Raw genomic sequence first — 24843 nt, 5'->3', positions numbered from 1 at the left:
CCTTGTTTGACACAAAACATTGCCAGCACCGTGTGTTTGCGGCACATCTGCGTATGTTACGCCTTGAAAGCTGAGGATTAAACTCCGACATGCTAGAAAACACCGACGAGGACTTATGCCCAAACCAAATCCTGCCGCAATGGAATTCCTGTTATCACGGCGCTCCCGCCCTTCAAAGACACTCACATTTCCCATCCCATCAGCACAAGATTTGCACCCAATCCTAACGGCGGCCGCCCGCACACCGGACCACGGGAAGCTTGAACCTTGGAGATTCATCGTCCTCGCGGACGCGGCGCTTCCTCGCCTTGCCGAACTCACCGATCAACGTGGGGCGGCCCTTGGACTTGATGATGAAAAACGAGCGAAATCAAAAGCTCAATTCGCCACTGCGGGACTTGTCGTTGCTGTTGTGTCTTCGCCAAAACCGTCTGAAAAAGTGCCATATTTGGAGCAGGTCTATTCGGCGGGTGCCGTATGTTTAGCTCTTGTGAACGCGGCCCTTGCCTCTGGTTGGGGTGCAAATTGGCTCACGGGCTGGATGGCCTATGACCCCGAAATCCTCACAGAGGGGCTCGGGCTTGGAGAGGGAGAGACCGTTGCAGGCTTCATCCATCTAGGCACCGAAACATCTATGCCTCCGGACCGTCCGCGCCCTGATCTTGCGGCCATCACCACTTGGGTGACGGAATGATCTTTGGCGATTTTCTCAAGTCCCTCGCACAGCTTTCGGATCGCCGCTTTCGCCTCGTCCTCTGGAAGGGTGTCGGCCTTTCCTTCCTGCTGCTGTTTGGTATTTACGTCGTGTTCGTGACGGGCATCAATTTGTTCATTCCTGAGTCTGTGACCTTGCCGTGGATTGGGAACATCACGGTTCTGAAAAGTATTTTCAGCTGGGCCTCGATCCTTTTGATGATCCTGCTCTCGATGTTTTTGATGATCCCCGTCGCCAGCGCTTTCACAGGTTTTTTTCTGGATGAAGTTGCCGAGGCCGTGGAGGACAAACACTACCCGCAGCTCCCCCCCGCCCCCAAAATGCCGTTCGGTGATACGGTCGTGGATACGGTCAATTTTCTTGGTCTCATTGTGGGACTAAATATCGTCGGTCTTGTCGTCTTCCCGTTTTTTGGCCCCCTCGCCCCCATAATGTTCCTAGGACTGAACGGTTTTTTACTTGGCCGCGAGTATTTCCAAATGGCAGCGATGCGCCGATTAGGCCGTGTTCAAGGCCGTGCATTAATGTCAAAAAACCGAGGCGAAATCTGGATCGCAGGCGCGCTCATGGCTCTCCCCCTGCTCATCCCATTCGTCAATCTGTTTGTACCCGTCCTTGCCGCAGCAACATTCACCCACATGTTTCAGCGCCTTAGGCCCTAAGACGCAGGAACCTCTGGGGGAAGGCGATTCATCCAATCAATATCGCGCACGGTAATTGTGTCTGTCACGATAATCGTGAAAATGATCGCCCAAAGTACAGTGGTAATCAGGGTCACAATGATGGCCCGCTTTTTAAGCTGGGGATCCACGGGCGCAGACGACGGCGTGCCCGGTACAACTTCGCCCATGTCTTGTTGTGATTTAAGCCGAATGGGCAATACAACAAAAAGCGTCATAAACCAGAGGACAGAATAAAGAACGATTGCGGAAGTAATGGCCATTATATTTGCTCCAATTCAATGAGGGTGCCGTTGAAATCCTTGGGATGCAGGAATAACACAGGCTTGCCATGCGCACCGATCTTCGGCTCCCCCGTTCCCAAAATACGTGCGCCTTTTGCCAAAAGATGGTCGCGCGCGGTCAGGATATCATCAACTTCGTAACAGATATGGTGAATCCCACCGGACGGATTTTTTGCCAGAAAACCGTTAATCGGACTATCCTCGCCTAAGGGAAACAACAGTTCTATTTTTGTATTAGGCAGGTCAATAAATACAACCGTCACCCCATGATCTGGTTCGTCCTGAGGCGCACCAACACTCGCCCCGAGTGTGTCGCGATATTGTGCAACAGCGGCGTCCAAATCCGGCACGGCAATCGCAACGTGGTTTAAGCGACCAATCATGTGTTTCTCCCATATTCAAGGTGTCTCACTATCCTATAGGGCGCTTCCGCGTGCAATGGGATAGGGGCAAGTGCGACAGAAAAGCGACAAAAGGGTCGGCCGTTTTAACGAGTCGTTATCCCTTAATCTTGTTTAATACGATTCTGCACCCAGCTCTTTCTGCATAGACCACGCAGACAAACTTAGAATGGAAAAGGAAATGGACGATCTTAGTAAATTCATGAACAGCCCACCGCCAACACCCACGCGCCCCTTACTTGGAGTTACCGTATTGGTGGTCGAAGATAGCCGGTACGCCAGTGAAGCCATGCGCATGTTGTGTTTGCGTTCTGGCGCCCGAATTCGACGCGCCGATTGTCTGCGGTCTGCGCGAAAGCACCTTCAAGTCTTCAATCCAACAGTTGTTATCGTTGATATGGGGTTGCCTGACGGCTCCGGTGCAGAATTATTGGCTGAATTAAGTCAGACTGCTTCCCCAATTTCAGTTCTTCTGGCGACCTCAGGAGATTCAGGCTTGGAAGAGGAAGCAATTGCCGCTGGAGCGGTGGGCTTTTTGTCCAAACCCGTAAACAATTTGGCGCAATTCCAGAATGCAATCCTAGCGCATTTGCCCACCGAAGATCACCCCCCTGGGCCGCGCCTCCTCAATAACGAACAGATTGTCATAGACAAACTCGCTCTTCGCGACGATTTCGCTCACGTAGAAGAGGTCCTCGCCCAAAATACCGATGGGGACACGCTGGACTATCTGGCGCATTTCATTTCCGGAATCGCCCAAACGGCGCAGGACGGTCAATTGATCGAAGCAGCAAATGCTTTGGCACATGATCGCGCACAAGGCCGCTCAACGCGCACAGACGTCGAGCGGATATCGTCAATGCTACGCGCACGCCTAGAGGAACGCACCTCCATTTAAGTCCTCATTTCAAAACGGGGTCGGAAGACGCGCGCACAATGCCTGTAAGATCTTTAAGGCTTATAATTTGAGCACCGGATTCGCTGAAGTTCTGCGGAGCTAGCCACGTTTTGTACGCCTCTCTTAGAGCCGGCCATTCCTTATCGATTGCCGCAAACCAGACGGTGTCACGATTTTTGCCTTTTACGATCGCGGCTTGCCGAAAAACGCCTTCATAGCTCAGGCCTAATCGTTGTGCCGCACGGCGCGAAGGTATGTTGTTGGCATCGCATTTCCATTCGAAACGACGGTACCCCGCCTCAAAGGCCCACTCCATGGCCAAGTAAAAAGCTTCAGTGGCCGCACGTGTTTTTTGGAGTTCGGGCGCAAAATTAATATGCCCAATCTCGATTCCGCCAGCCTCTGGCGAAATCCGCATAAAGCTCAAAACACCGCAAACGTGACCATTCTTGAGGTCTCGCACTGCATAAAAGTATGGGTCATCTTTTTCTTCAACGCTTCGGGCCCAACGCAGATAATCAGCGGCGGAAGGAAATGGCCCATACGGTAAATAGTCCCAAAGAGCGTCGTCCACCGAGTTCGCCCCATGAAGGTCCGCGGCATGGAGATCGGCATTAAGCCGCTCTAGCGCAACAAAATCACCCTTCATTTCAAACGGTTCGGGACGTGGAGGAACCGTCCAGCCGCCGACAACTTCACCAAACCTCTTATTTTCCGTCATCGCTATCGGCCCTTCTTTCGTTTTCGCCACAATTGACAATAATCCAACGACTGTCCAGCGCGTCTCTTCTACCCAAAACACCTTATTCTCATCGCAATCTATCGCAGTAATTACCCGATTTTGCCCCACTGCTGCCGCATTCCAACGCGATTTTGAGGTAAGTCGGGAAATTTAGGAAAACATCATGATTGAGTATACCCAGAATGCTTTTAGCAATCCAAAGGTTGTCAAAGCCTTTGATTGGAGCGTGTTTGCAGGTGGGATGGTCAGTCTTGTATTTGCGATAGCCATGACAATCATGGGGGATGGCGAGACCCAAAATGCAGGTGCCCATTTGAACGGTGAAACACTCGCCAGTTTGTAAGGATTACCGAATTATCTGGGTTGCACCGCTAAGGTCTAGCCCAGGGAAAACGTGTTTTTCAAGCGTTTCGACGTTTGTTCCAAACATTCCCCGAATAGCCATCGCCGCATAAGCACGCACATCTTGCGTCGGATTCAAATCACGCCCTTGGTATAAATCTTGTTCCCGCAAACCCGGCCAATCCCCGTACACTTGCTTACCATTCAGGGCACCACCCACCAGAATGGACAAACCTCCGGTCCCGTGGTCCGTTCCCTTGGTCCCGTTTTCGTGGGCAGTTCTCCCAAATTCTGTCATTGCGACAATCGCCGTCTTTTCCCAAATGGGTCCTAAATCATTCTTTAACCGCAAAATAACATCCGACAGATTTCTAAGCGCGCGCTTCAGAGCGCCTCTTTGATTGCGGTGCGTATCCCACCCATTGATCGAAAAAGACGCGATCCGCGTTTCCTCTAGCAAACGTGCGGCCGCAAACGCGGCAATGTTTTCATATCCACTTAGGTTGCGAGCTTCCTTTGCCACCTTCTGCATGGCTTCCAAAGGGTCTAGGCTTTCGGATATCGCCGCCATAGGCGAAGTCAACGCGATCGCTTCGGCCAAATTATTGCGAAACAACGGGTCGTTTTGATAAGAGATTTCCAACAATCGTTTCGCCTGCTCGGTCAAATCCAATCGAGTATCAGGCGCCCAATTCGAAATCTCGGCCTCCCCTTTGGCCAAAAGCATTTCATAGCGTCCAACAGTAAAAGCCGTTTGTGCGTGTGATTTTGGCATGTGTTGAAGCAGGCGGTTGAGCCAGCCATCGCGAAACATTTGGCCATCAGAATTCACCATCCCTGCTTCCAAAATATCCTGCCCGTCAAAATGGCTTCGCTTATCTCGGTAAGGTGTGGAAACAGCATGTGCGAAACCGAGTTCTCCTGCCTCCCATAGAGGGTGCAGCGCCAAGAGGTCGGGATGCATGAAAAACATACCGCCTAACGGGATCGCGGAGCTGGGTTGCGGCAATAGAGACGGACGAAGTGTAGAATACTCTTTATTTTCAAAAGGACCAACCACATCCAGACCGTCCAGACCGCCCCTCAAAATAATGACAACCAGCCGATGATCACTCGGAGTCGAAGCGAGGGAAATTGGCGTAATCAGAGGACTGGCAGCAAGAGAGCATCCCAGAAATGAAGACTGAACCAGAAATTTGCGTCGCGTGAAGTCCTTAGCTGACATATTTCTATCTCCGCTGAAAGTCAGGCGAGGCAAGGACGAGTCCAATCCCCTCCCATTTGGTTTCGGCAGAATTTGCAACAAATTGTACGGTAGGCGTGAGTCGGTCACCAAGCGCATTTTGCGCTACTTGAAGTGGAGTAATCTCGCTGTTTGCAAGCGACCCCGCAAATGCCTGAGGTACCATCATCGCCCATTGAATGCGTGCCGCCAAACCTTGAGGCGTAAACCATTGTTCGGCATTTTCGGGCCACCCGTCGGGGCCATTGGGCCGTTCCCAAGGTTGCCCCATAAGTGAGAGCGGACTTTGAAAAGACAAATTCGTGAGCCTATTGTTTAACCTCGTTATAACCTTCACATCGACATCCAGCGCACGCAACGATGTCGCAACAAAATCAAACGGTTGCATTGCCTTGGTGAATTTTTTTCCCCACGCTGCGGGATGGGACAACATAGCTTGATAACAGGCGAGCAATTCGCCATCCGACGCCAGATAGGCGTCTCGGATATCGCCAACAAGTGCAGGATCGGGGGTATCCGACACGAAATGCACCGCCATTTTTTGCGCAAGATGTGATGCCGTTTCGGGCCGTCGGGCAAAATCTTCGAGGGCGTGATGAATGGATTTAAGACTCGCGCGAGGCCCGCTGTAGGTTTTCCCAAGAATTTCTTCGGTTCCTGGCTCTGCACGTTGGGGAGCAAATTTCATCCCATCCGCAAAGGTAAAGCCCGTTCCCGCCAAAAGTTCCGCGAATTGCCGCACATCTTTTTGCGAATACCCCCCACCGACGCCCAATGTATGAAGTTCAAGAATTTCTCGGGCCAAATTCTCGTTAAGTCCCACGTTTTTACGTTTGCGCGACACGTAACTGTTTGGTCCAATAGATTGATTTTGATCAAGATAGTGCAACATGAGGGGGTGCAGAGAAGATGCGATCAGGAGATCGGAAAAGCGACCGTTAATATTCGGCCGAATGGCATCCTCAACAAATGGTGTCACTAAATGTCGGTAGTATCGGTCGTTCCCAACTACGGTGAAGTGATCCGCCCAAAACCGCACCAAACGTTCGCGAAACCCATGTGGGGACGCTATATAGCGCGCGAGACTCGCATTAAACCAATGAGTGTTAGCGCGCGCCATAGACTTACGCCGCTTGGAAAATTGTGCTTGCGCCTCTTTTTCAAGCTCCGTGCCTCGGTTTTTCTTTTTGAGTTTGCTGAGCCTTTTCAGATCAAGGATCATGGCTCTTTGGCTCTCAAACGATGCGATGGGAAATTGCTTTGCCAACACATCTGGCCCAGTAAGTTCAGCAAAAACGGCGTCAAGGGAGTGTGGTGGTACAAACCGAGGGGAAAGTCCGGTGCCAAACCGAATGGCAGCTATTTCCGGATCAAAGGCCATTTTAGGGCATCCCGATTGCGCGATACCTTAGGATAACACCAACAATTGCCGTGATGCCATCCTCTTTGGAATCCTCCGCCCATTCATAGAACAGGCGGAGGGTTTCAGATTTAGTCCTGTGGAATAACGCGCAAACCAAGCTCCATAAGCTGTTCACTCATGGGTTCGCTCGGGGCGCTCATCATCACATCTTCGGCACGTTGATTCATTGGGAACATGATGACTTCGCGAATGTTGGCTTCTTCGGCCAACAACATCACGATCCGGTCGATCCCTGCGGCGCAACCACCGTGGGGAGGAGCGCCATATTTGAACGCGCTGACCATGCCGCCAAAGCGTTTATTAACTTCTTCGGCGCCATACCCCGCGATTTCAAACGCTTTGTACATGATCTCAGGACGGTGGTTCCGGATCGCGCCGGATAGGAGCTCATAGCCGTTACAGGCAAGGTCATATTGGAAGCCCAAGACCTCTAGAGGATTGCCATTTAGCGCGTCCATACCGCCTTGTGGCATCGAGAACGGGTTGTGTTCAAAATCGATTTTTCCGGTTTCTTCGTCGGCTTCGTAGATTGGGAAATCGACGATCCACGCAAAGGCAAACCGGTTTGGGTCTGTGAGTTTGAGTTCTTCCCCAATCACGTTGCGCGCACGGCCAGCAACAGCTTCGAACGCTTTTGGTTTGCCCGCGAGGAAAAAGGCCGCGTCGCCAAGGCCAAGGCCAAGTTGCTGGCGGATTGCCTCTGTACGTTCTGGGCCGATGTTTTTGGCCAAGGGGCCTGCCGCTTCAAGGCCTTCACCCTGATCACGCCAGAAAATATAGCCCATGCCCGGAAGACCTTCAGCCTGAGCGAAGCTGTTCATACGGTCACAGAATTTGCGCGAGCCACCTTTAGGTGCAGGAATGGCGCGCACTTCGGTGCCCTCGTTTTCCAGCATTTTAGCAAAGATCGCAAAACCAGAACCGCGGAAATGCTCGGACACAACCTGCATTTTAATCGGGTTACGTAAGTCGGGCTTGTCGGAGCCATACCAAAGCGCTGCGTCGCGATAGGAGATTTGCTCCCACGTTTGGTCGACTTTTTTGTCGCCGCCGAACTCCTCAAAAATACCCGTGAGGACGGGCTGGATTGTGTCAAACACGTCTTGCTGGCTCACGAAAGACATCTCGAGATCGAGTTGGTAGAAATCGGTGGGTGAGCGATCGGCGCGTGGATCTTCGTCGCGGAAACAAGGCGCGATTTGGAAATACTTGTCGAAACCCGAGACCATAATCAGCTGTTTGAATTGCTGCGGAGCCTGTGGCAGCGCGTAGAATTTTCCGGGATGTTGACGCGACGGCACAAGGAAGTCGCGCGCACCTTCAGGGCTTGAGGCTGTGATGATCGGGGTTTGATATTCGCGAAAGCCGCCATCCCACATACGACGGCGCATGGAAGCCACAACATCAGAGCGCAACTTCATGTTCTTTTGAAGCTTTTCGCGACGCAGATCGAGGTAGCGATATTTCAGGCGCGTTTCTTCGGGATATTCTTGATCGCCAAAGACCATCAGCGGAAGTTCCTCGGACTGGCCCAAAACTTCAAGATCACGTACAAAAACTTCGATTTCGCCCGTCGGAATAGCTTTATTCACAAGGCCCGCGTCGCGCGCCATAACGGTACCATCAATGCGAATACACCATTCAGAGCGCACTTTTTCGAGGGCAGCAAAAACGGGGCTGTCGGGGTCGGCGATAACCTGAGTGATGCCATAGTGATCGCGCAAGTCGATAAACAAAAGGCCACCGTGATCTCGCACGCGATGTACCCAGCCAGAGAGACGAACAGTGTCTCCTACATTGGCGCTGGTTAGAACGGCGCAAGTATGGCTGCGATAGGCGTGCATGGCGTTTTCCTTTGAAAGACGACGAAGTGAAGTGGTTCGAATGCCGATACACCGTTTTAGGGTGGAAAAGTCAATAGAAGCGCACGGGATTAAGGTGCAAACATCACACAGTTGCCCGTTTTAACCCGCCATCAACCTGAATACATGGTCTTAACTGGGCGCGCGACCTATCGTGATCCGCAAAAGCCACGGGGACATTATCCTATTTGGGCCCAAAAAAATGGCGCGTGCGAGCAGGAGTAGTGGGTATGAAATCCGATTTTTTATGGGTCGTGTTGGTGATTTCTATTGCCACGATCATATCCGTCACGACGTTTAATCCAGATGTCGCCGCCGATTTTCAAGCGCTTTGGGTGGCCGGAGAGTTTTACCAAGCGGGCGCATTCGACCAAATCTACCCCCCAGACACCGAATACTTCACCAGCAAGCCTTCGCCTGAGTGGATCGCTCATATTGCGGCACAGGGCCAAACGACGCCAGTTTACTCTTATATTTACCCCCCCATTTGGGCGGCATTATTCGCCAAACTGACAACACTCACGACGTTTCACACGTTATCCACCATTGCGGGCGTCATAAATCCGATCCTGATGGGGGGGATGGCATTCTTGGCGTGGCGTTTTTGTTGTTTGGCCGGAATGAAGGGAATCCGCGCACCCGTTTACGTGGCGCTCGTGATGATTATTTTGATGACAACGACCCTTGGAACAATCGGGCTTTTTCAGAACCAAGTCCAAATCCTTGTCAGTTTTCTCATACTCCTTGGTCTTGAACGTGAACGGGCGAACGCGCCTATTATCGGCGGTTTCGCCATGGGCTTGGCGGCAGCGATTAAGCTATACCCCGTTTTCTTTGCCATTTTCTGGCTTGCGCAGGGCAAGAATCGCGCGGCGGCGTCCTTTATAATTGGTGGCGGTGCTATTGGCCTTTTGTCGATTTTCATTTCTGGGTGGCCCTTGCATGAGGTCTTCCTTGAGCAAATTCGGGTCATTTCAAACGGTGTATTTTTAAACAAAACGAACTACGCGCTTGAGACCTCTATCGCGAATGTGTTTTTCCAAGAACAACTCGTTTTCAGCACATCAGCGGCAAGCGAACTCGATGCTGATGCTCTAAATGGAATTCAAATCGGTCAACTGGCGATGGCCAAACCAGCAATCTGGATGATTTTGAGCCAACTTGTAATACTGTTGTCAGCAATTACCCTCGCGCTTGTCGCCTACAAAACCCGAGATCGTAATCCGCTCGCCCTTTGGCCTTTTGCGTTGACCCTTGTATCCCTCATGAGCCCTCTCGCATGGGGCTATCATTTTTTGCCCGCCGCCAGCTTTGCCCCCGCGATTTTGGCCTTTTTGGGTTTTCGTGTCGGACTTCGCACATTGGCGATTTGCTTTATTCCTTTGGCGATGGGGTTGTTGCCGACCTACGAGGGCCTATCGAATTCTATGAACGTCCCTCAATTGGTTGGCTTTAGTTGCTTAGCTACCTATTGCGCGGTTTGGGCCTATCTCTTGGCAAAAGATCGACACCCCGTCGCCTTAACCCAAAAAGCCTCCGCCAAAGACAGCGCGATTCCCGCTTAAGGGCTTGCGCCCACGCGCCCCATGTCTATAACCCACGACAATTTGCTTGAACCTGCTGTCTGGGGGCGCACCATGCCAAAAAGAACCGATATCAAATCCATCATGATCATTGGAGCGGGGCCTATCGTTATTGGGCAAGCCTGCGAATTTGACTACTCTGGTGCACAGGCGTGTAAAGCGCTGCGCGAAGAGGGCTATCGCGTCATCCTTGTGAACTCAAATCCAGCGACGATCATGACCGATCCGACCCTCGCGGATGCCACATATATTGAGCCTATCACCCCCGAAATTGTTGCCAAAATCATCGAAAAAGAGCGCCCCGATGCGCTCCTGCCCACAATGGGCGGTCAAACGGGCCTCAACACCTCGCTCGCGCTTGAGGAAATGGGCGTTCTAAAGAAATTCAACGTCGAAATGATCGGAGCCAAACGCGAAGCCATCGAAATGGCCGAGGATCGCAAATTGTTCCGCGAAGCCATGGATCGTTTGGGCATTGAAAACCCACGTGCAACCATCGTAACCGCGCCAAAGCTACCCAACGGCAAAGCCGACCTCAACGAAGGCGTGCGCATCGCGCTTGAATGTCTCGAAGACATCGGCCTGCCCGCCATCATCCGCCCCGCATTTACCCTTGGTGGTACAGGCGGCGGCGTAGCGTACAACCGTGAAGATTTTGAACATTTCTGCCGTACCGGCATGGACGCCTCGCCCGTGAACCAAATCCTCGTGGATGAGTCGCTTCTGGGTTGGAAAGAGTTTGAGATGGAAGTTGTGCGCGACACCGCCGACAACGCCATCATCGTTTGCGCCATTGAGAACGTCGACCCAATGGGGGTGCACACAGGTGATTCCATCACTGTGGCCCCTGCCCTCACGTTGACGGACAAAGAATACCAAATAATGCGGACGCACTCGATCAACGTTCTGCGCGAAATCGGCGTGGAAACGGGCGGCTCGAACGTTCAGTGGGCTGTAAACCCCGCCGACGGTCGTATGGTCGTGATCGAGATGAACCCCCGCGTGTCGCGCTCCTCCGCCCTTGCCTCCAAAGCAACAGGTTTCCCGATCGCGAAGATCGCGGCCAAACTTGCCGTGGGCTTCACATTGGATGAACTCGACAACGACATCACCGGCGTGACCCCTGCGAGTTTTGAGCCAACGATCGACTATGTTGTCACAAAAATCCCGCGCTTCGCCTTTGAAAAATTCCCCGGTGCTGAACCTTACCTGACCACTGCGATGAAATCCGTCGGCGAGGTTATGGCCGTGGGTCGTACCATCCACGAAAGCTTGCAAAAAGCGCTCGCGAGCATGGAAAATGACCTCACCGGTTTTGACGAAATCATCATCGAAGGCGCACCCGAAAAATCCGCTGTCATCAAAGCTATCGGCAAACAAACACCAGACCGTATGCGGACGATCGCACAAGCCATGCGCCACGGCCTGTCGGATGAAGAAATCCACGAAATCACAATGTTTGATCCGTGGTTCCTCGCACGGATCCGCGAAATCGTGGATGTCGAAGCAGAGGTGCGCGCTGGCGGCTTGCCCGTCACCGAGAAGGGCTTGCGCCGCCTGAAAATGATGGGCTTCACGGATGCACGCCTCGCGACTCTTACGGGCCGCGATGAAGCAAATGTTCGCCGCGCACGGATTAACTTGGGTGTAACGGCTGTTTTCAAACGCATCGACACCTGTGCCGCCGAATTTGAAGCACAGACCCCTTATATGTACTCCACCTACGAAGCGCCCGCGATGGGCGACGTCGAGTGCGAAGCGCGTCCAAGTGACAAGAAAAAAGTCGTCATTCTCGGCGGTGGTCCCAACCGGATCGGCCAAGGGATCGAGTTCGATTATTGCTGTTGTCACGCCTGTTATGCCCTTACCGAACAGGGCTACGAGACGATCATGATAAACTGTAATCCTGAAACAGTTTCAACAGATTACGACACTTCGGATCGCCTGTATTTTGAGCCTTTGACGTTTGAACACGTGATGGAAATCCTGCGGGTTGAGCAGGAGAACGGCACCCTGCATGGCGTGATCGTACAATTTGGTGGCCAGACTCCGCTCAAGCTTGCCAACGCCCTTGAAGCCGAAGGGATCCCTATTCTGGGGACATCCCCCGACGCAATCGACCTCGCCGAAGATCGCGAACGTTTCCAAGCGCTTGTGACCCGTCTTGGCTTACTTCAACCCAACAATGGCATTGCCTCGACGGATGCAGAGGCGATTATGATCGCGGCTAAAATCGGCTTTCCATTGGTCATTCGCCCCTCCTATGTTTTGGGCGGCCGGGCCATGGAAATCGTGCGGGATATGGCGCAACTTGAGCGGTATATATCGGAAGCGGTGGTTGTGTCCGGTGACAGCCCCGTCCTGCTCGACAGCTATCTTTCGGGCGCGATTGAAATCGATGTCGATGCGATTTGCGATGGAACCGATGTTCATATCGCGGGTATCATGCAGCACATCGAAGAAGCTGGGGTACACTCTGGCGACAGCGCGTGCTCGCTCCCCCCCTACTCGCTCTCCAAAGAAACAATGGCGACCCTCGCGGTGCAAACACGCCAATTGGCGCTTGCGCTGAACGTTGTTGGCTTGATGAACATTCAGTTCGCCGAAAAAGACGGGGACATCTACTTGATCGAAGTAAATCCCCGTGCCTCGCGCACGGTGCCCTTCGTGGCCAAGGCCGTGAACAGCCCAATCGCCGCAATCGCCGCGCGTGTTATGGCAGGCGAGAAGCTGTCAGCGTTTGACTTAGTTGATCCAAACATCAAAACCTTCGCCGTAAAAGAAGCTGTTCTTCCATTCGCGCGGTTCCCGGGTGTCGATACGATCCTTGGACCAGAAATGCGCTCGACTGGCGAAGTTATGGGCTCGGACGCTAGTTTCCACCGCGCGTTCCTTAAGGCGCAAATGGGCGCAGGCGTTGAATTGCCAACCGAAGGTCGCGTGTTCCTTTCGATCAAAGACATGGACAAAACCAACATGATGCTGGAGGCCTGCGTGGCCCTCGTCGAAATGGGTTTTGAAATTGTCGCAACCCGTGGCACGGGCGCTTGGTTGGCGGAAAACAACGTCCCGTTTGAGCTGACGAACAAAGTCTACGAAGGCCGTCCCAACATTGTGGACAGCATGAAAGACGGCGAAATCTCTCTGGTCATGAACACCACCGAAGGCACGCAAGCGGTTGAAGACTCTCGTGAAATTCGGTCAGTGGCGCTCTATGACAAAATCCCGTACTTCACCACAGCCGCAGCCGCCCATGCTGTGACATTTGCGATGCAAAGCCGCCGCGACGGGGAACTTGAAGTGCGTTCCTTGCAAGAGCGATAAGCCGTTTTCGCCATTGAACATCTGAGCCCGCAAGGGCTCGGATGTGTGGCGGCCCTCGCGGCCCCTTGACCACTGGCGCAAAATCCAGCCTACTCTCTTTGTAAATAAGGGGCCGTTATGTATAATGTTGCGATTACAGGAACGGGTGTTTTCACCCCTGAAAACGTCATAACAAACGATGAATTGGTCGTTGCGTTTAACGCTTACGTCGACCTATTCAATGCTGAAAACGCCGCGCAAATCGAAGCGGGGACCCTCAAAGCCAAATCACATTCAAGCAGCGAGTTCATCGTCAGGGCCTCGGGAATTGAAAACCGTTTTGTCATGGATAAAACGGGCGTTTTGGACCCCAAAATTCTGCACCCCACGCTTCGTCAGCGCTCCGACGAGGAGCCCGCAATCATGGCGGAAATGGCGGTTGATGCTTGTAAAAAAGCACTCGCTCAAGCGGGGAAAACGGCGGCGGACGTAGATGCCGTTATTTGTGCCGCGTCAAATATGGAACGCGCCTATCCCGCAATTGCCGTTGAAATTCAAGACCTTCTTGGAATTCAGGGCTTTGGTTTTGATATGAATGTCGCCTGCTCCAGCGCGACCTTCGGCATTCAAGCAGCGGCAGATATGATCCGCTCTGGCTCGGCCCGCGCGATCCTTGTTGTAAATCCTGAAATCTGTTCAGGTCACCTTGAGTGGCGGGACCGCGATTGTCATTTCATTTTTGGCGACGTTGCAACGGCAACATTATTAGAGCGCGAAGAATTGGCAACGGGGCCGCATTTCAAAATCCTCTCGACGCGCTGCGCCACTCAATTCTCCAATAATATTCGGAATAATAATGGCTTTTTGCGCCGTTCCCGCCCTGATGGCGTTGCGGATCGGCGCGACATGCAGTTCATGCAAAACGGGCGGAAAGTGTTTAAGGAAGTTCTGCCGATGGTCTCCGAACATATGTCGACCCACCTAGCGGACAAAAATATCGACGTTAGCGACCTAAAGCGTATGTGGCTGCATCAGGCCAACAAAGCCATGAACGATTTCATTGGCAAAAAGGTGCTTGGGCGTACCCCCGAAGCAAGTGAGCAGCCAAATATTCTGCAAGACTATGCAAACACGTCTTCGGCGGGGTCGATCATTGCTTTTAGCCAAAACTCAGACGACTTGGCGGTCGGCGACAAGGGCATAATCTGCTCGTTTGGCGCGGGATATTCCGTGGGATCCGTCATTTTGGAACGCGCTTAAATCGCATTTTCAACGGTCTAATACTTGATCCTAATCGGGCGGCAATATAGTTTCCGCCCATGGCAAAACTCTATTTTCACTTTTCCACCATGAACGCTGGGAAATCGACGATCCTGCTGCAGGCTGCGCATAATTATCGCGAGCGCGGCATGGACACCTATCTGCTGACTGCGCGGTTTGACAAGCGCGCGGGCGAAGGGCGCATTGCCTCGCGAATTGGCATTGGTGAAGATGCGGATACGTTTGAGACAGGCGAAGATCTCTTTGCGAAAATTCAAGCGCGTATGCTAAGCGACCCCTGTGCCTGTGTGTTTATCGACGAGTCGCAATTCCTAGAGAAAGAACAAGTCTGGCAATTGGCCCGTGCCGTTGATGACTTGCGAATTCCGATTATGTGTTACGGTCTGCGTGTCGATTTTCAAGGCGAACTGTTCCCCGGATCGGCGGCGCTCTTGGCTCTCGCGGACGAAATGCGCGAAGCACGTACCATCTGTTATTGCGGTAAAAAGGCAACCATGGTTATCCGCCAAGATGATCAGGGGAATGTGCTCAAGGAAGGCGCCCAAGTTCAGATTGGTGGCAACGAAACCTACGTGTCCCTATGCCGCCGTCACTGGCGAGCGGCCATGGGCGAAGACATCTCGCGAAAACACGTAAAATCAGTCGCTTAGACTTTGTTTGGCGGAGCGTTTCCGTCGGCGACCGCGCATAGGTTTTCGAACGCCATCATACCCATTGCCTCGCGAACTTCCAAAGCGGCGGTCCCTAAATGCGGCAAGAGCGTCGCGTTATCGAGCGCCCTCAGAGCTTCTGGCACAAAAGGTTCCTGTTCATAAACATCGAGCCCAGCCCCCGCGATTTCGCCATTTTGAAGGGCTGCAATAAGGGCCGCCTCATCAACAACATCGCCACGCGAAATATTCACGAAAATGGCCGAGGACTTCATCGCCGCAAAGATATCCTCATCAATAAAATGATACGTTTCCGGTGACCCTGGAACGGCCGTGATCACGAAATCTGCACCGGAAACCGCCTCTTCAATCGTTGGCTTTTGAACGGCTGGGAGGCCGATATTATCTACGGCCGATCGATTAAAAAACACGACTTCCATCTCAAAACCAAAGTGGCAGCGACGGGCGATAGCTTTGCCAATCCGTCCCATCCCAAGAATCGCCACGGTTTTTCCCGTCACATGGGTTCCCAGATTTTGGACTGGTCCCCAGCCTTGCCATTCGCCCGCGCGCAGCATCCGCTCGCCCTCGCCTGCGCGTCGTGCCGCCATCAAAAGTAGGGTCATAGCGATGTCTGCAGTCGCATCGGTGACCGCCCCCGGGGTGTTGCTCACCAAAACGCCGACCTTGGCCGCCGCACCCACATCGATGTGGTTATAACCCACACCGAAATTCGCAAGGATTTTGCACCGCGGCGCAGGAGTGAGCGCAAAGCAATCGGCCGAAAACCCGTCTCCCAATGTCGGTAAAATCCCGTCGTAATCACTGAGCGCCTGCGCGGCCTCGGCCACGGTCATTGGGAAGTCCATCTCGCGCAATGTAACGTCAAATCGCGCTTTTGCAGCGTCAAGAACGCGGTCAGGTAGTGTTCGGGTAATCAGGATTTTTTGCATGAAGCCTCAGCGTTTAGTGCATTCTAGCCCCATTCGGAACGGTAATTTCCGGCCGAATAAGGACAATATCGTCGTTCTTGTCACCCAGGCCCAGCACCAGAACCTCCGACATAAATTTGCCAACTTGACGGGGCGGAAAATTGACAACGGCTAGGACTTGGGTGTCGACCAATTTTTCGGGCGTGTAGTGCTTAGTGATTTGAGCGGAGGTTTTTTTGATGCCAATGTCGCCGCCAAAATCGATCCAAAGCTTGATCGCTGGTTTGCGGGCCTCGGGATATGGTTCGGCCCGCACCACTGTCCCTTTGCGGATATCCACCTTTAGGAAGGCGTCAAAGTCGATTACCTCGCTCATTTAGCCAACTCACGGGACCGCTCTGTTGCGGCTTTTACGGCGCGCAGCAACAGAGGCGGGAAACCTGTTTCTGGGTCCATCAAAACCGCAAGGGCCGCCGCAGTGGTTCCCGCAGGGCTCGTGACATTGATCCGCAACTGTGTTGGATCTTCGTCGGCCATTTCCGCCAGATGACCCGCGCCACCGACTGTTGCCTTAGCCAGTTGCATGGCCAGATCGGCGGGTAAACCTTGCGCTTCTCCGGCTGCGGCCAGTGTTTCGATCAAGTGGAAAACATAGGCAGGACCAGACCCCGAAACAGCTGTCACCGCATCTAATTGCCCTTCGTTATCAAGGCGCACCACCTGCCCGACCGCAGACAAGAGAGTCTCGGCCTGTTGCATTTGTGCTTGGCTGGTATGATCGTTGCCAAAAATCGCCGTGATCCCGTGCGATATGGCGGCGGGTGTATTGGGCACGGAGCGGATCACAGGTGTATTTGCGCCCAGCGCCGCTTCAAAACTCTTGATTGGGCGTCCCGCCACAACCGACAAAAACAGTGTCTCGCCATTGCCGTGCGGTATTAAAATTGGCAAAGCTTCGTCCATCATTTGCGGCTTAACGGCCACAATTACGATTGCAGGATTTGCGGGCAAATCTTCGTTGAGGTGAACGCCGAGGGATTTCAGCCAATCCGACGGAAACGGATCAAGAATCCAGACCGACGTTGCGGGAAGACCTTTTGCGATCCAGCCTGCCAACATAGCAGACCCCATTTTACCACAGCCCAAAAGGACAAGTCCGCGCGCTCTAATATCTTCCATTCGCTCAATTCCCTAATTTGATTTAGCGAAGGTTATGCGCGACCGTAGGCCTCTGCAATGGCAACTTGTAGCGCATCTTCGGGGGATTGATCGCCCCAGTTCGACAATTGGAACGCGGGATAATACCGCTCAGAGGAGCTAACCGCCGCATTGATCAACGTGTTGATCTGTTCTGGCCCCGCCTGCTGGCCGCCAGTCAGCACCAATCCATAGCGATAGACCATCAAGCGTTGTTCGTGCCAATACGTAAACGCCCCCGTCCAACACGCGTCATTCACAAGGTTGAGCGTTTCGAACAGTTTCGGCAACTTATCAGCAGGAGGCTCCATCTCAAACGTACAAATCAAACGCAAAGTCTCGTCTTGCGCAGACCACGCGAGCGTTATCGAATACGTCCGCCATTGTCCTTCAACCGCCATCGCGATCTGATCATCCGCAACCCGTTCGAACTCCCATGCATGATGCTGGGCCAGCGATTCAACCATATCAATCGGGTGCGCATCGTCTTCTAGATAAAATTGTTCAGATAGGGACATGCTCGGCCTCAGGTGTTGTTTCTTGTAGAAAGACCCACAAGAACTTAGGGGATCACACCAATTAAAGGCAGATCATCGATTGATTACACAAAATATGGTGTGGGATACAAAGCGACCTGTAAAGCAATATTTAACCCTAACCCCCAATAAGTTGTGGATAAGCCGTCAAATTAGAGAAAATTGCGCTACATCTAGGGGCGCGTGGTTTTCTGAAGCCCCTAACCGGCTACGACCCAACAACAGATTCGGCCTTAAAACACAAAAAAGGGCGCATAATGCGCCCCAAATTTCGAATCTCTAACGGAATACTACACCTTTTTGGGCGCGCCCTTCTTAGCGGGCGTCTTCTTGGCAGGAGCAGGGTTTGCTTCCAACGCATCAAGACGGGCTTTCAACACTTCGTTTTCTTCACGCGCCTTTTGCGCCATCGCGCGCACCGCATCAAATTCATCGCGGGACACAAAATCGCGGTCCGCCATCCAACGATCCACAAACCCCTTCATTGCGGTCTCGGCTTCGCTTTTCGCACCCTGCGCAACACCGGCGGCATTGCTCATGAGTTGCGAAATATCGTCTAGGATCTTGTTTCGGGTTTGCATAACGAACTCCAACGTCGAAGGATGTATAACATTTAGTATATGGGGTTTATTCAGGACAATCGCAACCTTGACTTGCCTGTTTTTTCCGAGGCAGATAGGCGCATGATAGCGTCCCTCCCCTTCCCCGAAATTTCGCCCGAAATTTTCACCCTAAATCTTGGTGGTTTCAGCTTTGCCCTGCGCTGGTACGCCCTTGCATATATTGTGGGGATTCTCATTGCATGGCGACTCGTGGTTTCGGCCCTGCGTCGCCCGACGCTTTGGCCGGACAACACCCCCATAATGGAGCCTGCGCGGGTTGAAGATTTGTTGACGTGGTCGATCTTGGGCGTCGTCCTTGGGGGCCGCTTGGGGTATGTATTCTTTTACGCCAGCGACTATTACTTCAGCCACCCCAGCGAAATCCTGTTCGTATGGCAAGGTGGAATGTCCTTTCATGGGGGCTTTCTCGGTGTGGTGGTTGCCGCATGGATTTATGCCACCCGCAACGGCATCGCACGTTTAAGCCTTGGCGACGTTATCGCCATGTCCGCACCTGTTGGTCTCCTCCTTGGGCGTCTCGCGAATTTCATTAACGCGGAACTTTGGGGCCACCCCAGTGACGTTCCGTGGGCCGTTATTTTCCCGGGTACAGACGCACAGTACTGCCTTGGCCCAGTCGGATTGGTGGGCGATGGGCTTTGCGCACGCCACCCAAGCCAGCTTTATGAAGCGGGTCTAGAGGGACTTTTGCTCGGCGGTATCTTGATCTTTCTGGTTTTCAAGCGCGACTGGCTCAAAATACCGGGGCAAACGATGGGCCTTTTCTTTGCAGGCTACGGCACGGCGCGGTTCTTTGTAGAATTCTTTCGTCAGGCAGACGCAATCTATATCACGCCCGACAATCCACTTGGATATGCTGTACGCTTTGGTGACTGGGGCGTGTCAAAAGGGCAGCTACTTTCCCTGCCCATGATCGCTGTCGGATTGGGATTCATCTTTTGGGCACGCCACCATGCTAAGAAAAAATATGTCTGATCTATCCCAACACCTTAAAGCCCGAATCGCCGCTGACGGCCCCCTCACGGTTGCCGATTATATGGCCGAATGTTTGCTGCACCCAACCCAAGGGTATTACACAACACGCGACCCTTTGGGCGAAGCAGGAGACTTCACCACCTCGCCAGAAATCAGCCAAATGTTCGGGGAAATGATCGGTCTTTGCCTCGCGCAAACTTGGATGTCACAAGGTGAGCCAGATCAAATACTACTGGCAGAACTTGGCCCCGGACGTGGGACGCTGATGAACGATATCCTGCGATCAACCAGATCCGTAGACGGGTTTCATGCCGCCCTGAAAATCCATCTGATTGAAGCCTCCGAACCACTGCGCGCGCGTCAAGCGGATGCCTTGGCGGAATATGACGTGACGTGGCACCGTCAGGTCACGTCCCTCCCCGACCGCCCCTTATATTTAGTCGCAAACGAGTTTTTCGATGCGCTACCAATCCGCCAATTCATTCGCTCCAAGGGCGCAACATGGTGCGAACGCCGGATCGGCTGGCAGGATGAAACCCTGCGCTTTGGCCTGAATGACCCGCAAGAAATCGAATCCCTTGCGGGGCGTCTCGCAGACACCAAAACCGGAGATATGGTGGAAATTTGCGCCGCAGCCATGTCGATCACTCAAGAGATTGCCACACGCATTTCGGCTTATGGCGGTGCAGCCCTGTTCATCGACTATGGTGATTGGCGCAGCCTTGGCGACACATTCCAAGCCATCAGCGCGCATGAAAAAGTGCCGCCCCTCACGACACCCGGACAAGCGGACCTAACCGCACATGTCGATTTTGAAGCGCTAAGCGAAGCGGCAAAGGGATGCACGGTTTCGAAAATGATCCCGCAAGGCGTGTTTTTGGAACGGCTCGGCATTACGCCCCGCGCGCGCAAACTTGCCCTAAATCTTGCGGGGCCCGCCCTTACCAGCCATGTTGCTGCACATCGGCGCTTGACCCACCCCAAAGAAATGGGGAACCTCTTCAAAGTGCTCTCTCTCACCCCTCGCGGACAGGCGGCACCTCCTGGACTTGAGTAAAGCGAACTAGCCATGACCCTTGAAATCCTCACCGCAGATAGCCTCACGCCTTTTCGGCACGGCTTTTTTACGCGTAAAGGCGGTGCGTCGTCGGGAATTTTCTCTGGCCTCAATTGTGGATTCGGTTCCTCCGACCAAAGCGAAGCCGTCCATGTTAATCGCGATCGTGTCGCCCAAGCGATGCAAGTTGCGCCAAACCACCTTTGCGGCGTACATCAAGTTCACTCTGCAAAAGTGCATGTGGCTAAGGGACCAGATGAGCCAGCGGTCCAAGCCGACGCAATCGTTACTGCAACCCCAAACCTTGCCCTCGCAATCCTGACAGCAGACTGCCAACCTGTCCTATTCGCGGATTCTTCGGCGGGCGTGATTGGTGCCGCACACGCCGGCTGGAAGGGTGCGATGAACGGCGTATTGGAGGCCACTTTGGACGCCATGGAGGCCCTCGGAGCGGCGCGCGAAAACACGACCGCCGTTATTGGTCCAAGCATCAGCCAAGCGGCTTATGAAGTCGGACCCGAATTTTTTGACACGCTTATACTTCATGACGACAGCCTCAGTCGTTTCTTTGGCGGAGGCGTCGGCGATCGCATGCATTTTGACCTGCCGTCGTACGGTTTGCATATTTTGCGCACGGCAGGAATCGGCTTTGCTGAATATACAAATCACTGCACTTACTCGGATTCAGAGCGATTCTTTTCCTACCGACGTTCGGTCCACAAAAAAGAGGCCGACTATGGGCGCCTCATTTCCTGTATCCGGCTCTGAAAACCGAGAATTGCGCCCCATTTTTGCCGCAATAACGGAAACAATCCTGCATATAACGACCAATTGGAATAATTATTGACGACAAACGCCCTTATTTCACGGGCGGAACATCGGTTTCAACAAAACCCAACCGGATTAATGCCGAATGGCGCGAATTTTCCACAATTTGTCCCAACCTAGGGCCACTTTGCTCCGCATATTGAGGTCAGAAATTACAACGGGCGCATCGCCCACCGAGTTGAACACCGAATTAAACAAGGAGCAGACCCCATGGCTAAAGAGAACCGCTGGATGAAAGCTGTAATCGCTGAAAGTGCTAAAGCACAGCCAGCAATGCCATGGGAACGTGGCAACCGCCGCGCCGCAATGATCGCTCGCCGCCTGCGTGCAGCAGAGGCAGTAAAACAGGTTCGCGCCTAGGTTATATCCCTAGACTGCGCGTTTTTCCCTTCGCGTAGCGACCCCTTGAGTGGATTTATTGCACTTTTTTCAACCACCATGGCCTCGGCTGTGGTGGTTTTCTTTTTGCGCCGGCTCTATTTCCAACCCACACTTGAAGGCCTGCCGATTCTTGGCATTTTCAGGGTGATACCGCCGTTGAAAATTCAATTAAGGCGAAAACGTCCCGCCTTCGGAAACAATCTATGGTCTTGAGGGTCATTGCGCACGCTCCGAACCTCAAATGAACCAAACCTTTGACAATAGACTGAATTTTGGACCATTTTAGGAGCATAAGAATTTCTGCAATGGTGGGGCCAATGCAGATGTAATGCACCGAAAGGACTATTACATGCACTCCCACCAACCCGTCGCCAGCCTTGCGACGAATCCACGGGACCCTAAGACCCGTGTTGCTCGTTCAAATGGGCGCCCTCTCCGCGCAATGCCTCTGATGCGGAAATACGAGGTCGCCCATCTGAACTCTTTTGGCGACGTCGAAGAGTTCTCGCAAATCGCTCCGTCCCTCCCCATTTTTGAAGATGCTTTTGCGGCTATTGCCCGTGGATCTCTTTTTTCCACTGAAGCGGGACTGACTGCTGTTGAAGATCTCCTGCCCGGTATGCGTTTGCAAACCACCGAAAACGGTTTTCAAACGCTGTTATGGATAGGCAGTACGACATTGGTTCCTGATTCCCTCGCAGGAGCGCGCGGCCAGTCGCCTGAGATGGGTTTTCTAACTCGTATTGCGGCCGATAGTTTCGGGCTCGGTCGTCCCATGCCGGATCTCATTCTTGGCCCAAAAGCGCGCCTTACGGTGCGACATCGAACCAAAGGCCAAGTTTTGGCACCTGTCGCGACCATGCAAAACGGCGAGACCGTATTTTCCGTCACTCCATTTACGCCCGTACGTGTTTACCATTTGGCTTTTGAAACACACCAAATTCTGCGGGTGAATGGGCTGGAAATCGAAAGTTATCATCCTGGAAACTCAGCCGAAATGAGCCTCAGCCGCGAAATGCTACCTTTGTTCATGGGGCTTTTCCCCCATTGCGAAACGGTGGATGATTTTGGCACCTTGTGTCTTCCCAGAATAGAGGAAGACGACGCCCTCGAACAGATTTTTGCGGGGTTTGCCGCTTAGGAAGTCTGCGCTAACCGCTGCTCCAAGACCTCGAAAGGCACGCCAGGTTCGTCCTTAGCGCCGCGGATGACCAAAGATGTTTTTACGCTCGCAACATTGCGGGCGGTCAAAAGATCGCCCGTCAGAAAAGATTGAAATGTCGACAGATCTGGTGCCGCGCACTTCAGGATAAAATCCACCTCACCATTGAGCATGTGGCACTCTCTGACCAACGGCCAACCTTGGCACAGCGCCTCAAACGCCGAGAGATCAACCTCCGCCTGTGATTGCAAACCGACCATGGCAAAAACCAGAACCTCAAAACCAAGGGCCCGCGAATTCACATCCGCATGATAGCCGCGAATAAATCCCGATTCCTCGAGAGTACGCACCCGACGCAAACAAGGAGGGGCCGAAATGCCGACTCGTTTCGCCAGTTCAACGTTGGTCATGCGGCCGTCAGCCTGAAGCTCAGCAAGGATTTTGCGGTCAATGGGGTCGAGCTTGGCTATCGGCATAAGTTTTCCTCTTGTTCTTTTGATTTTTGCCAAATGCACCCTAAGTACTCTTGGATTTTCGCGATTGTACTTAACATCCACCCCACACGCAATAATATTTCACAACTGCGCAACAAATGGAACTTCCAGTTCATAGCGCGACAGGTCAAACAATTCTGCGGCCAAGGGTTTCCGTGGGCCAATTGACTGTCTATATCTAGGGCAACTTTGCATTTTCTAGAAATTTGGGGGGCCAAATGGCCGAAACGCGTCACACAAAAGTTTTGATAATTGGATCTGGGCCTGCTGGGTATACTGCTGCGGTCTATGCAAGCCGTGCCATGCTTGAACCGATTCTAGTTCAAGGCATCGAACCCGGCGGCCAATTGACGACAACAACCGAAGTCGAAAACTGGCCTGGCCACACGGAAATTCAGGGGCCTGATCTCATGATCAACATGGAAGCCCATGCGCGCGCCGTGGGTACCGAGGTGATTAGCGACATAATCACCTCACTCGACACTTCCAAGCGTCCGTTTACCGCCGTAGGTGACAGCGGCACGATCTATACCGCCGATGCCGTGATCCTCGCTACCGGTGCGCGGGCCAAATGGCTTGGCCTTGAGAGTGAAGAGAAATTTAAAGGCTTTGGCGTTTCTGCCTGTGCAACCTGCGACGGATTCTTTTACCGCGGTGACGAAATTGTTGTCATAGGTGGCGGCAACACCGCTGTCGAAGAAGCGTTGTTTTTAACAAAATTCGCATCAAAAGTTACACTTGTTCACCGTCGCGACGAGCTTCGGGCGGAAAGAATTCTTATTGATCGTCTTGAAAAGAATGAGAAAATATTCCCGCTCTGGTATAACGAATTGGTCGAAGTTGTTGGCGACAACAACCCAACTGGCGTTACGGGTGTTCGGACAAAGAATGTTAAGACAGGCGAAATCACCGAGATCCCTTGCAAGGGTGTTTTTGTGGCCATCGGGCATTCGCCAAGCAACGAATTGGTGAAAGACGTCCTCGAAACCCACATGGGGGGCTATGTTGTGACCAAACCGGACTCCACCGAAACATCCATTGCAGGCATTTTCGCCGCCGGCGACTTAACGGACCATAAATACCGCCAAGCCGTGACATCGGCTGGCATGGGGTGCATGGCCGCTCTCGAAGCCGAGCGATTCCTCGCAGGCGAATAAAAACGGGGGCCGCCAGAAACCTGTCCCTCTGGCGGCCCTATCCACTTCAAAATAGAAACCATTTTTGCCCTCCACCATCCAAATTTGGAAAATT

General features: G+C 52.9%; 26 protein-coding genes. 14 read left to right on the top strand and 12 right to left on the bottom strand.

The features are described from left to right. The first annotated feature begins 115 nt into the window (after positions 1-115). The gene (locus AB9F29_RS01270; RefSeq protein WP_369754324.1) at positions 116-694 is read left to right on the top strand and encodes a nitroreductase; all 579 of its coding nucleotides are present in this window, start codon (positions 116-118) and stop codon (positions 692-694) included. Beyond that, positions 691-1377: an EI24 domain-containing protein gene (locus AB9F29_RS01265; protein WP_369754323.1), complete on the top strand. Its 687-nt coding sequence runs from the start codon at positions 691-693 to the stop codon at positions 1375-1377. The genes AB9F29_RS01270 and AB9F29_RS01265 overlap by 4 nt, the downstream gene beginning before the upstream one ends. Here the strand turns inward: AB9F29_RS01265 and AB9F29_RS01260 are convergent. Further along, a complete protein-coding gene (locus tag AB9F29_RS01260; RefSeq protein WP_039004363.1) occupies positions 1374-1658 on the bottom strand; it encodes a DUF1467 family protein in 285 nt (94 codons plus the stop codon). The two genes, AB9F29_RS01265 and AB9F29_RS01260, sit on opposite strands and share 4 nt — an antisense overlap. After that, the gene (gene mce / locus AB9F29_RS01255; RefSeq protein ID WP_369754322.1) at positions 1658-2062 is read right to left on the bottom strand and encodes a methylmalonyl-CoA epimerase; all 405 of its coding nucleotides are present in this window, start codon (positions 2060-2062) and stop codon (positions 1658-1660) included. The genes AB9F29_RS01260 and mce overlap by 1 nt, the downstream gene beginning before the upstream one ends. A 199-nt stretch (positions 2063-2261) precedes the next feature. On the opposite strand from mce, the gene AB9F29_RS01250 reads away from it, so the two are divergent. Next, positions 2262-2978 (top strand): response regulator, encoded by a 717-nt coding sequence (locus AB9F29_RS01250; RefSeq protein ID WP_335586380.1) that lies wholly within the window; start codon positions 2262-2264, stop codon positions 2976-2978. Positions 2979-2982: 4 nt separating this feature from the next. Here the strand turns inward: AB9F29_RS01250 and AB9F29_RS01245 are convergent, their stop codons facing one another. Next, positions 2983-3699: a GNAT family N-acetyltransferase gene (locus tag AB9F29_RS01245; protein WP_369754321.1), complete on the bottom strand. Its 717-nt coding sequence runs from the start codon at positions 3697-3699 to the stop codon at positions 2983-2985. Positions 3700-3883: 184 nt separating this feature from the next. Between AB9F29_RS01245 and AB9F29_RS01240 the strand changes: the two genes are divergently transcribed. Continuing rightward, the gene (locus tag AB9F29_RS01240; RefSeq protein WP_039004366.1) at positions 3884-4063 is read left to right on the top strand and encodes a hypothetical protein; all 180 of its coding nucleotides are present in this window, start codon (positions 3884-3886) and stop codon (positions 4061-4063) included. A 3-nt stretch (positions 4064-4066) separates the two neighbouring features. Here AB9F29_RS01240 and AB9F29_RS01235 read toward each other — a convergent pair whose 3' ends face one another. From AB9F29_RS01235 to aspS, 3 genes are all read right to left on the bottom strand, one after another. After that, positions 4067-5287, bottom strand: coding sequence for a DUF1501 domain-containing protein (locus AB9F29_RS01235; protein WP_369754320.1), 1221 nt, complete (start codon positions 5285-5287; stop codon positions 4067-4069). Between the two features lie 4 nt (positions 5288-5291). After that, positions 5292-6686, bottom strand: coding sequence for a DUF1800 family protein (locus tag AB9F29_RS01230; RefSeq protein ID WP_369754319.1), 1395 nt, complete (start codon positions 6684-6686; stop codon positions 5292-5294). A gap of 110 nt (positions 6687-6796) precedes the next feature. Continuing rightward, complete coding sequence (aspS, locus tag AB9F29_RS01225; RefSeq protein ID WP_335586111.1) at positions 6797-8572, bottom strand: aspartate--tRNA ligase; 1776 nt, start codon at positions 8570-8572, stop codon at positions 6797-6799. A gap of 248 nt (positions 8573-8820) precedes the next feature. Here aspS and AB9F29_RS01220 point away from each other — a divergent pair, with 248 nt between their 5' ends. The 4 genes from AB9F29_RS01220 (at position 8821) to AB9F29_RS01205 (ending at position 15407) form a co-directional block, all read left to right on the top strand. Beyond that, positions 8821-10155, top strand: coding sequence for a glycosyltransferase family 87 protein (locus AB9F29_RS01220; protein WP_369754318.1), 1335 nt, complete (start codon positions 8821-8823; stop codon positions 10153-10155). A 72-nt stretch (positions 10156-10227) separates the two neighbouring features. Beyond that, positions 10228-13497 (top strand): carbamoyl-phosphate synthase large subunit, encoded by a 3270-nt coding sequence (gene carB / locus AB9F29_RS01215; protein WP_369754317.1) that lies wholly within the window; start codon positions 10228-10230, stop codon positions 13495-13497. 117 nt (positions 13498-13614) lie between these two features. Then, positions 13615-14736 carry a beta-ketoacyl-ACP synthase III gene (locus AB9F29_RS01210; RefSeq protein WP_369754316.1) on the top strand — a complete coding sequence of 374 codons (1122 nt, stop codon included), beginning with the start codon at positions 13615-13617 and terminating at the stop codon, positions 14734-14736. A 59-nt stretch (positions 14737-14795) separates the two neighbouring features. Continuing rightward, positions 14796-15407 carry a thymidine kinase gene (locus tag AB9F29_RS01205; RefSeq protein WP_335586107.1) on the top strand — a complete coding sequence of 204 codons (612 nt, stop codon included), beginning with the start codon at positions 14796-14798 and terminating at the stop codon, positions 15405-15407. On the opposite strand, the gene AB9F29_RS01200 is transcribed toward AB9F29_RS01205, so the two are convergent. From AB9F29_RS01200 to AB9F29_RS01180, 5 genes are all read right to left on the bottom strand, one after another. Then, positions 15404-16360, bottom strand: a complete 957-nt coding sequence (locus AB9F29_RS01200; RefSeq protein ID WP_369754315.1) for a 2-hydroxyacid dehydrogenase — start codon at positions 16358-16360, stop codon at positions 15404-15406. The genes AB9F29_RS01205 and AB9F29_RS01200 overlap by 4 nt on opposite strands. 13 nt (positions 16361-16373) lie before the next feature. Further along, positions 16374-16715, bottom strand: coding sequence for a tRNA-binding protein (locus tag AB9F29_RS01195; protein WP_039004376.1), 342 nt, complete (start codon positions 16713-16715; stop codon positions 16374-16376). After that, positions 16712-17518: a pyrroline-5-carboxylate reductase gene (gene proC / locus AB9F29_RS01190; protein WP_369754314.1), complete on the bottom strand. Its 807-nt coding sequence runs from the start codon at positions 17516-17518 to the stop codon at positions 16712-16714. The genes AB9F29_RS01195 and proC overlap by 4 nt, the downstream gene beginning before the upstream one ends. Positions 17519-17550: 32 nt before the next feature. After that, the gene (locus AB9F29_RS01185) at positions 17551-18054 is read right to left on the bottom strand and encodes a YbjN domain-containing protein (RefSeq protein ID WP_335586103.1); all 504 of its coding nucleotides are present in this window, start codon (positions 18052-18054) and stop codon (positions 17551-17553) included. A 308-nt stretch (positions 18055-18362) separates the two neighbouring features. Next, entirely contained in the window at positions 18363-18653 is a 291-nt protein-coding gene (locus AB9F29_RS01180) for an accessory factor UbiK family protein (protein WP_369754313.1), read from the bottom strand. A gap of 102 nt (positions 18654-18755) precedes the next feature. On the opposite strand from AB9F29_RS01180, the gene lgt reads away from it, so the two are divergent. From lgt to AB9F29_RS01155, 5 genes are all read left to right on the top strand, one after another. Then, complete coding sequence (lgt, locus tag AB9F29_RS01175; RefSeq protein WP_369754312.1) at positions 18756-19670, top strand: prolipoprotein diacylglyceryl transferase; 915 nt, start codon at positions 18756-18758, stop codon at positions 19668-19670. Continuing rightward, on the top strand, positions 19663-20727 hold the full coding sequence (locus AB9F29_RS01170) for a class I SAM-dependent methyltransferase (protein ID WP_369754311.1): 1065 nt from the start codon (positions 19663-19665) through the stop codon (positions 20725-20727). Before lgt ends, AB9F29_RS01170 begins: the two co-directional genes overlap by 8 nt. Before the next feature lie 12 nt (positions 20728-20739). Then, positions 20740-21495 (top strand): peptidoglycan editing factor PgeF, encoded by a 756-nt coding sequence (gene pgeF, locus AB9F29_RS01165; RefSeq protein WP_369754310.1) that lies wholly within the window; start codon positions 20740-20742, stop codon positions 21493-21495. Positions 21496-21765: 270 nt separating this feature from the next. Then, positions 21766-21915 (top strand): hypothetical protein, encoded by a 150-nt coding sequence (locus AB9F29_RS01160; protein ID WP_335586097.1) that lies wholly within the window; start codon positions 21766-21768, stop codon positions 21913-21915. Between the two features lie 370 nt (positions 21916-22285). Next, complete coding sequence (locus tag AB9F29_RS01155) at positions 22286-23077, top strand: Hint domain-containing protein (protein ID WP_335586096.1); 792 nt, start codon at positions 22286-22288, stop codon at positions 23075-23077. On the opposite strand, the gene AB9F29_RS01150 is transcribed toward AB9F29_RS01155, so the two are convergent. After that, positions 23074-23574, bottom strand: a complete 501-nt coding sequence (locus AB9F29_RS01150) for an Lrp/AsnC family transcriptional regulator (RefSeq protein WP_039004382.1) — start codon at positions 23572-23574, stop codon at positions 23074-23076. The two genes, AB9F29_RS01155 and AB9F29_RS01150, sit on opposite strands and share 4 nt — an antisense overlap. Before the next feature lie 236 nt (positions 23575-23810). On the opposite strand from AB9F29_RS01150, the gene trxB reads away from it, so the two are divergent. After that, positions 23811-24749, top strand: coding sequence for a thioredoxin-disulfide reductase (trxB, locus tag AB9F29_RS01145; RefSeq protein WP_369754309.1), 939 nt, complete (start codon positions 23811-23813; stop codon positions 24747-24749). The last annotated feature ends 94 nt before the right edge of the window (positions 24750-24843 follow it).

It is taken from the genome of Falsihalocynthiibacter sp. S25ZX9 (genome assembly GCF_041205405.1).
Taxonomy (GTDB): domain Bacteria; phylum Pseudomonadota; class Alphaproteobacteria; order Rhodobacterales; family Rhodobacteraceae; genus Falsihalocynthiibacter; species Falsihalocynthiibacter arcticus.
This window is presented reverse-complemented; position numbering and strand designations above follow the sequence as displayed.

Excerpts from the sequence above, each read along its gene's own strand:
- AB9F29_RS01180 (WP_369754313.1), bottom strand. The coding sequence starts at position 18,653 with ATGCAAACCCGAAACAAGATCCTAGACGATATTTCGCAACTCATGAGC.
- carB (WP_369754317.1), top strand. The coding sequence starts at position 10,228 with ATGCCAAAAAGAACCGATATCAAATCCATCATGATCATTGGAGCGGGG.
- trxB (WP_369754309.1), top strand. The coding sequence starts at position 23,811 with ATGGCCGAAACGCGTCACACAAAAGTTTTGATAATTGGATCTGGGCCT.
- aspS (WP_335586111.1), bottom strand. The coding sequence starts at position 8,572 with ATGCACGCCTATCGCAGCCATACTTGCGCCGTTCTAACCAGCGCCAAT.
- AB9F29_RS01270 (WP_369754324.1), top strand. The coding sequence starts at position 116 with ATGCCCAAACCAAATCCTGCCGCAATGGAATTCCTGTTATCACGGCGC.
- AB9F29_RS01265 (WP_369754323.1), top strand. The coding sequence starts at position 691 with ATGATCTTTGGCGATTTTCTCAAGTCCCTCGCACAGCTTTCGGATCGC.
- AB9F29_RS01200 (WP_369754315.1), bottom strand. The coding sequence starts at position 16,360 with ATGCAAAAAATCCTGATTACCCGAACACTACCTGACCGCGTTCTTGAC.
- pgeF (WP_369754310.1), top strand. The coding sequence starts at position 20,740 with ATGACCCTTGAAATCCTCACCGCAGATAGCCTCACGCCTTTTCGGCAC.
- AB9F29_RS01245 (WP_369754321.1), bottom strand. The coding sequence starts at position 3,699 with ATGACGGAAAATAAGAGGTTTGGTGAAGTTGTCGGCGGCTGGACGGTT.
- AB9F29_RS01185 (WP_335586103.1), bottom strand. The coding sequence starts at position 18,054 with ATGTCCCTATCTGAACAATTTTATCTAGAAGACGATGCGCACCCGATT.
- AB9F29_RS01150 (WP_039004382.1), bottom strand. The coding sequence starts at position 23,574 with ATGCCGATAGCCAAGCTCGACCCCATTGACCGCAAAATCCTTGCTGAG.
- AB9F29_RS01240 (WP_039004366.1), top strand. The coding sequence starts at position 3,884 with ATGATTGAGTATACCCAGAATGCTTTTAGCAATCCAAAGGTTGTCAAA.
- lgt (WP_369754312.1), top strand. The coding sequence starts at position 18,756 with ATGATAGCGTCCCTCCCCTTCCCCGAAATTTCGCCCGAAATTTTCACC.
- AB9F29_RS01210 (WP_369754316.1), top strand. The coding sequence starts at position 13,615 with ATGTATAATGTTGCGATTACAGGAACGGGTGTTTTCACCCCTGAAAAC.
- AB9F29_RS01205 (WP_335586107.1), top strand. The coding sequence starts at position 14,796 with ATGGCAAAACTCTATTTTCACTTTTCCACCATGAACGCTGGGAAATCG.
- AB9F29_RS01230 (WP_369754319.1), bottom strand. The coding sequence starts at position 6,686 with ATGGCCTTTGATCCGGAAATAGCTGCCATTCGGTTTGGCACCGGACTT.
- proC (WP_369754314.1), bottom strand. The coding sequence starts at position 17,518 with ATGGAAGATATTAGAGCGCGCGGACTTGTCCTTTTGGGCTGTGGTAAA.
- mce (WP_369754322.1), bottom strand. The coding sequence starts at position 2,062 with ATGATTGGTCGCTTAAACCACGTTGCGATTGCCGTGCCGGATTTGGAC.
- AB9F29_RS01220 (WP_369754318.1), top strand. The coding sequence starts at position 8,821 with ATGAAATCCGATTTTTTATGGGTCGTGTTGGTGATTTCTATTGCCACG.
- AB9F29_RS01235 (WP_369754320.1), bottom strand. The coding sequence starts at position 5,287 with ATGTCAGCTAAGGACTTCACGCGACGCAAATTTCTGGTTCAGTCTTCA.
- AB9F29_RS01260 (WP_039004363.1), bottom strand. The coding sequence starts at position 1,658 with ATGGCCATTACTTCCGCAATCGTTCTTTATTCTGTCCTCTGGTTTATG.
- AB9F29_RS01160 (WP_335586097.1), top strand. The coding sequence starts at position 21,766 with ATGGCTAAAGAGAACCGCTGGATGAAAGCTGTAATCGCTGAAAGTGCT.
- AB9F29_RS01155 (WP_335586096.1), top strand. The coding sequence starts at position 22,286 with ATGCACTCCCACCAACCCGTCGCCAGCCTTGCGACGAATCCACGGGAC.
- AB9F29_RS01250 (WP_335586380.1), top strand. The coding sequence starts at position 2,262 with ATGGACGATCTTAGTAAATTCATGAACAGCCCACCGCCAACACCCACG.
- AB9F29_RS01195 (WP_039004376.1), bottom strand. The coding sequence starts at position 16,715 with ATGAGCGAGGTAATCGACTTTGACGCCTTCCTAAAGGTGGATATCCGC.
- AB9F29_RS01170 (WP_369754311.1), top strand. The coding sequence starts at position 19,663 with ATGTCTGATCTATCCCAACACCTTAAAGCCCGAATCGCCGCTGACGGC.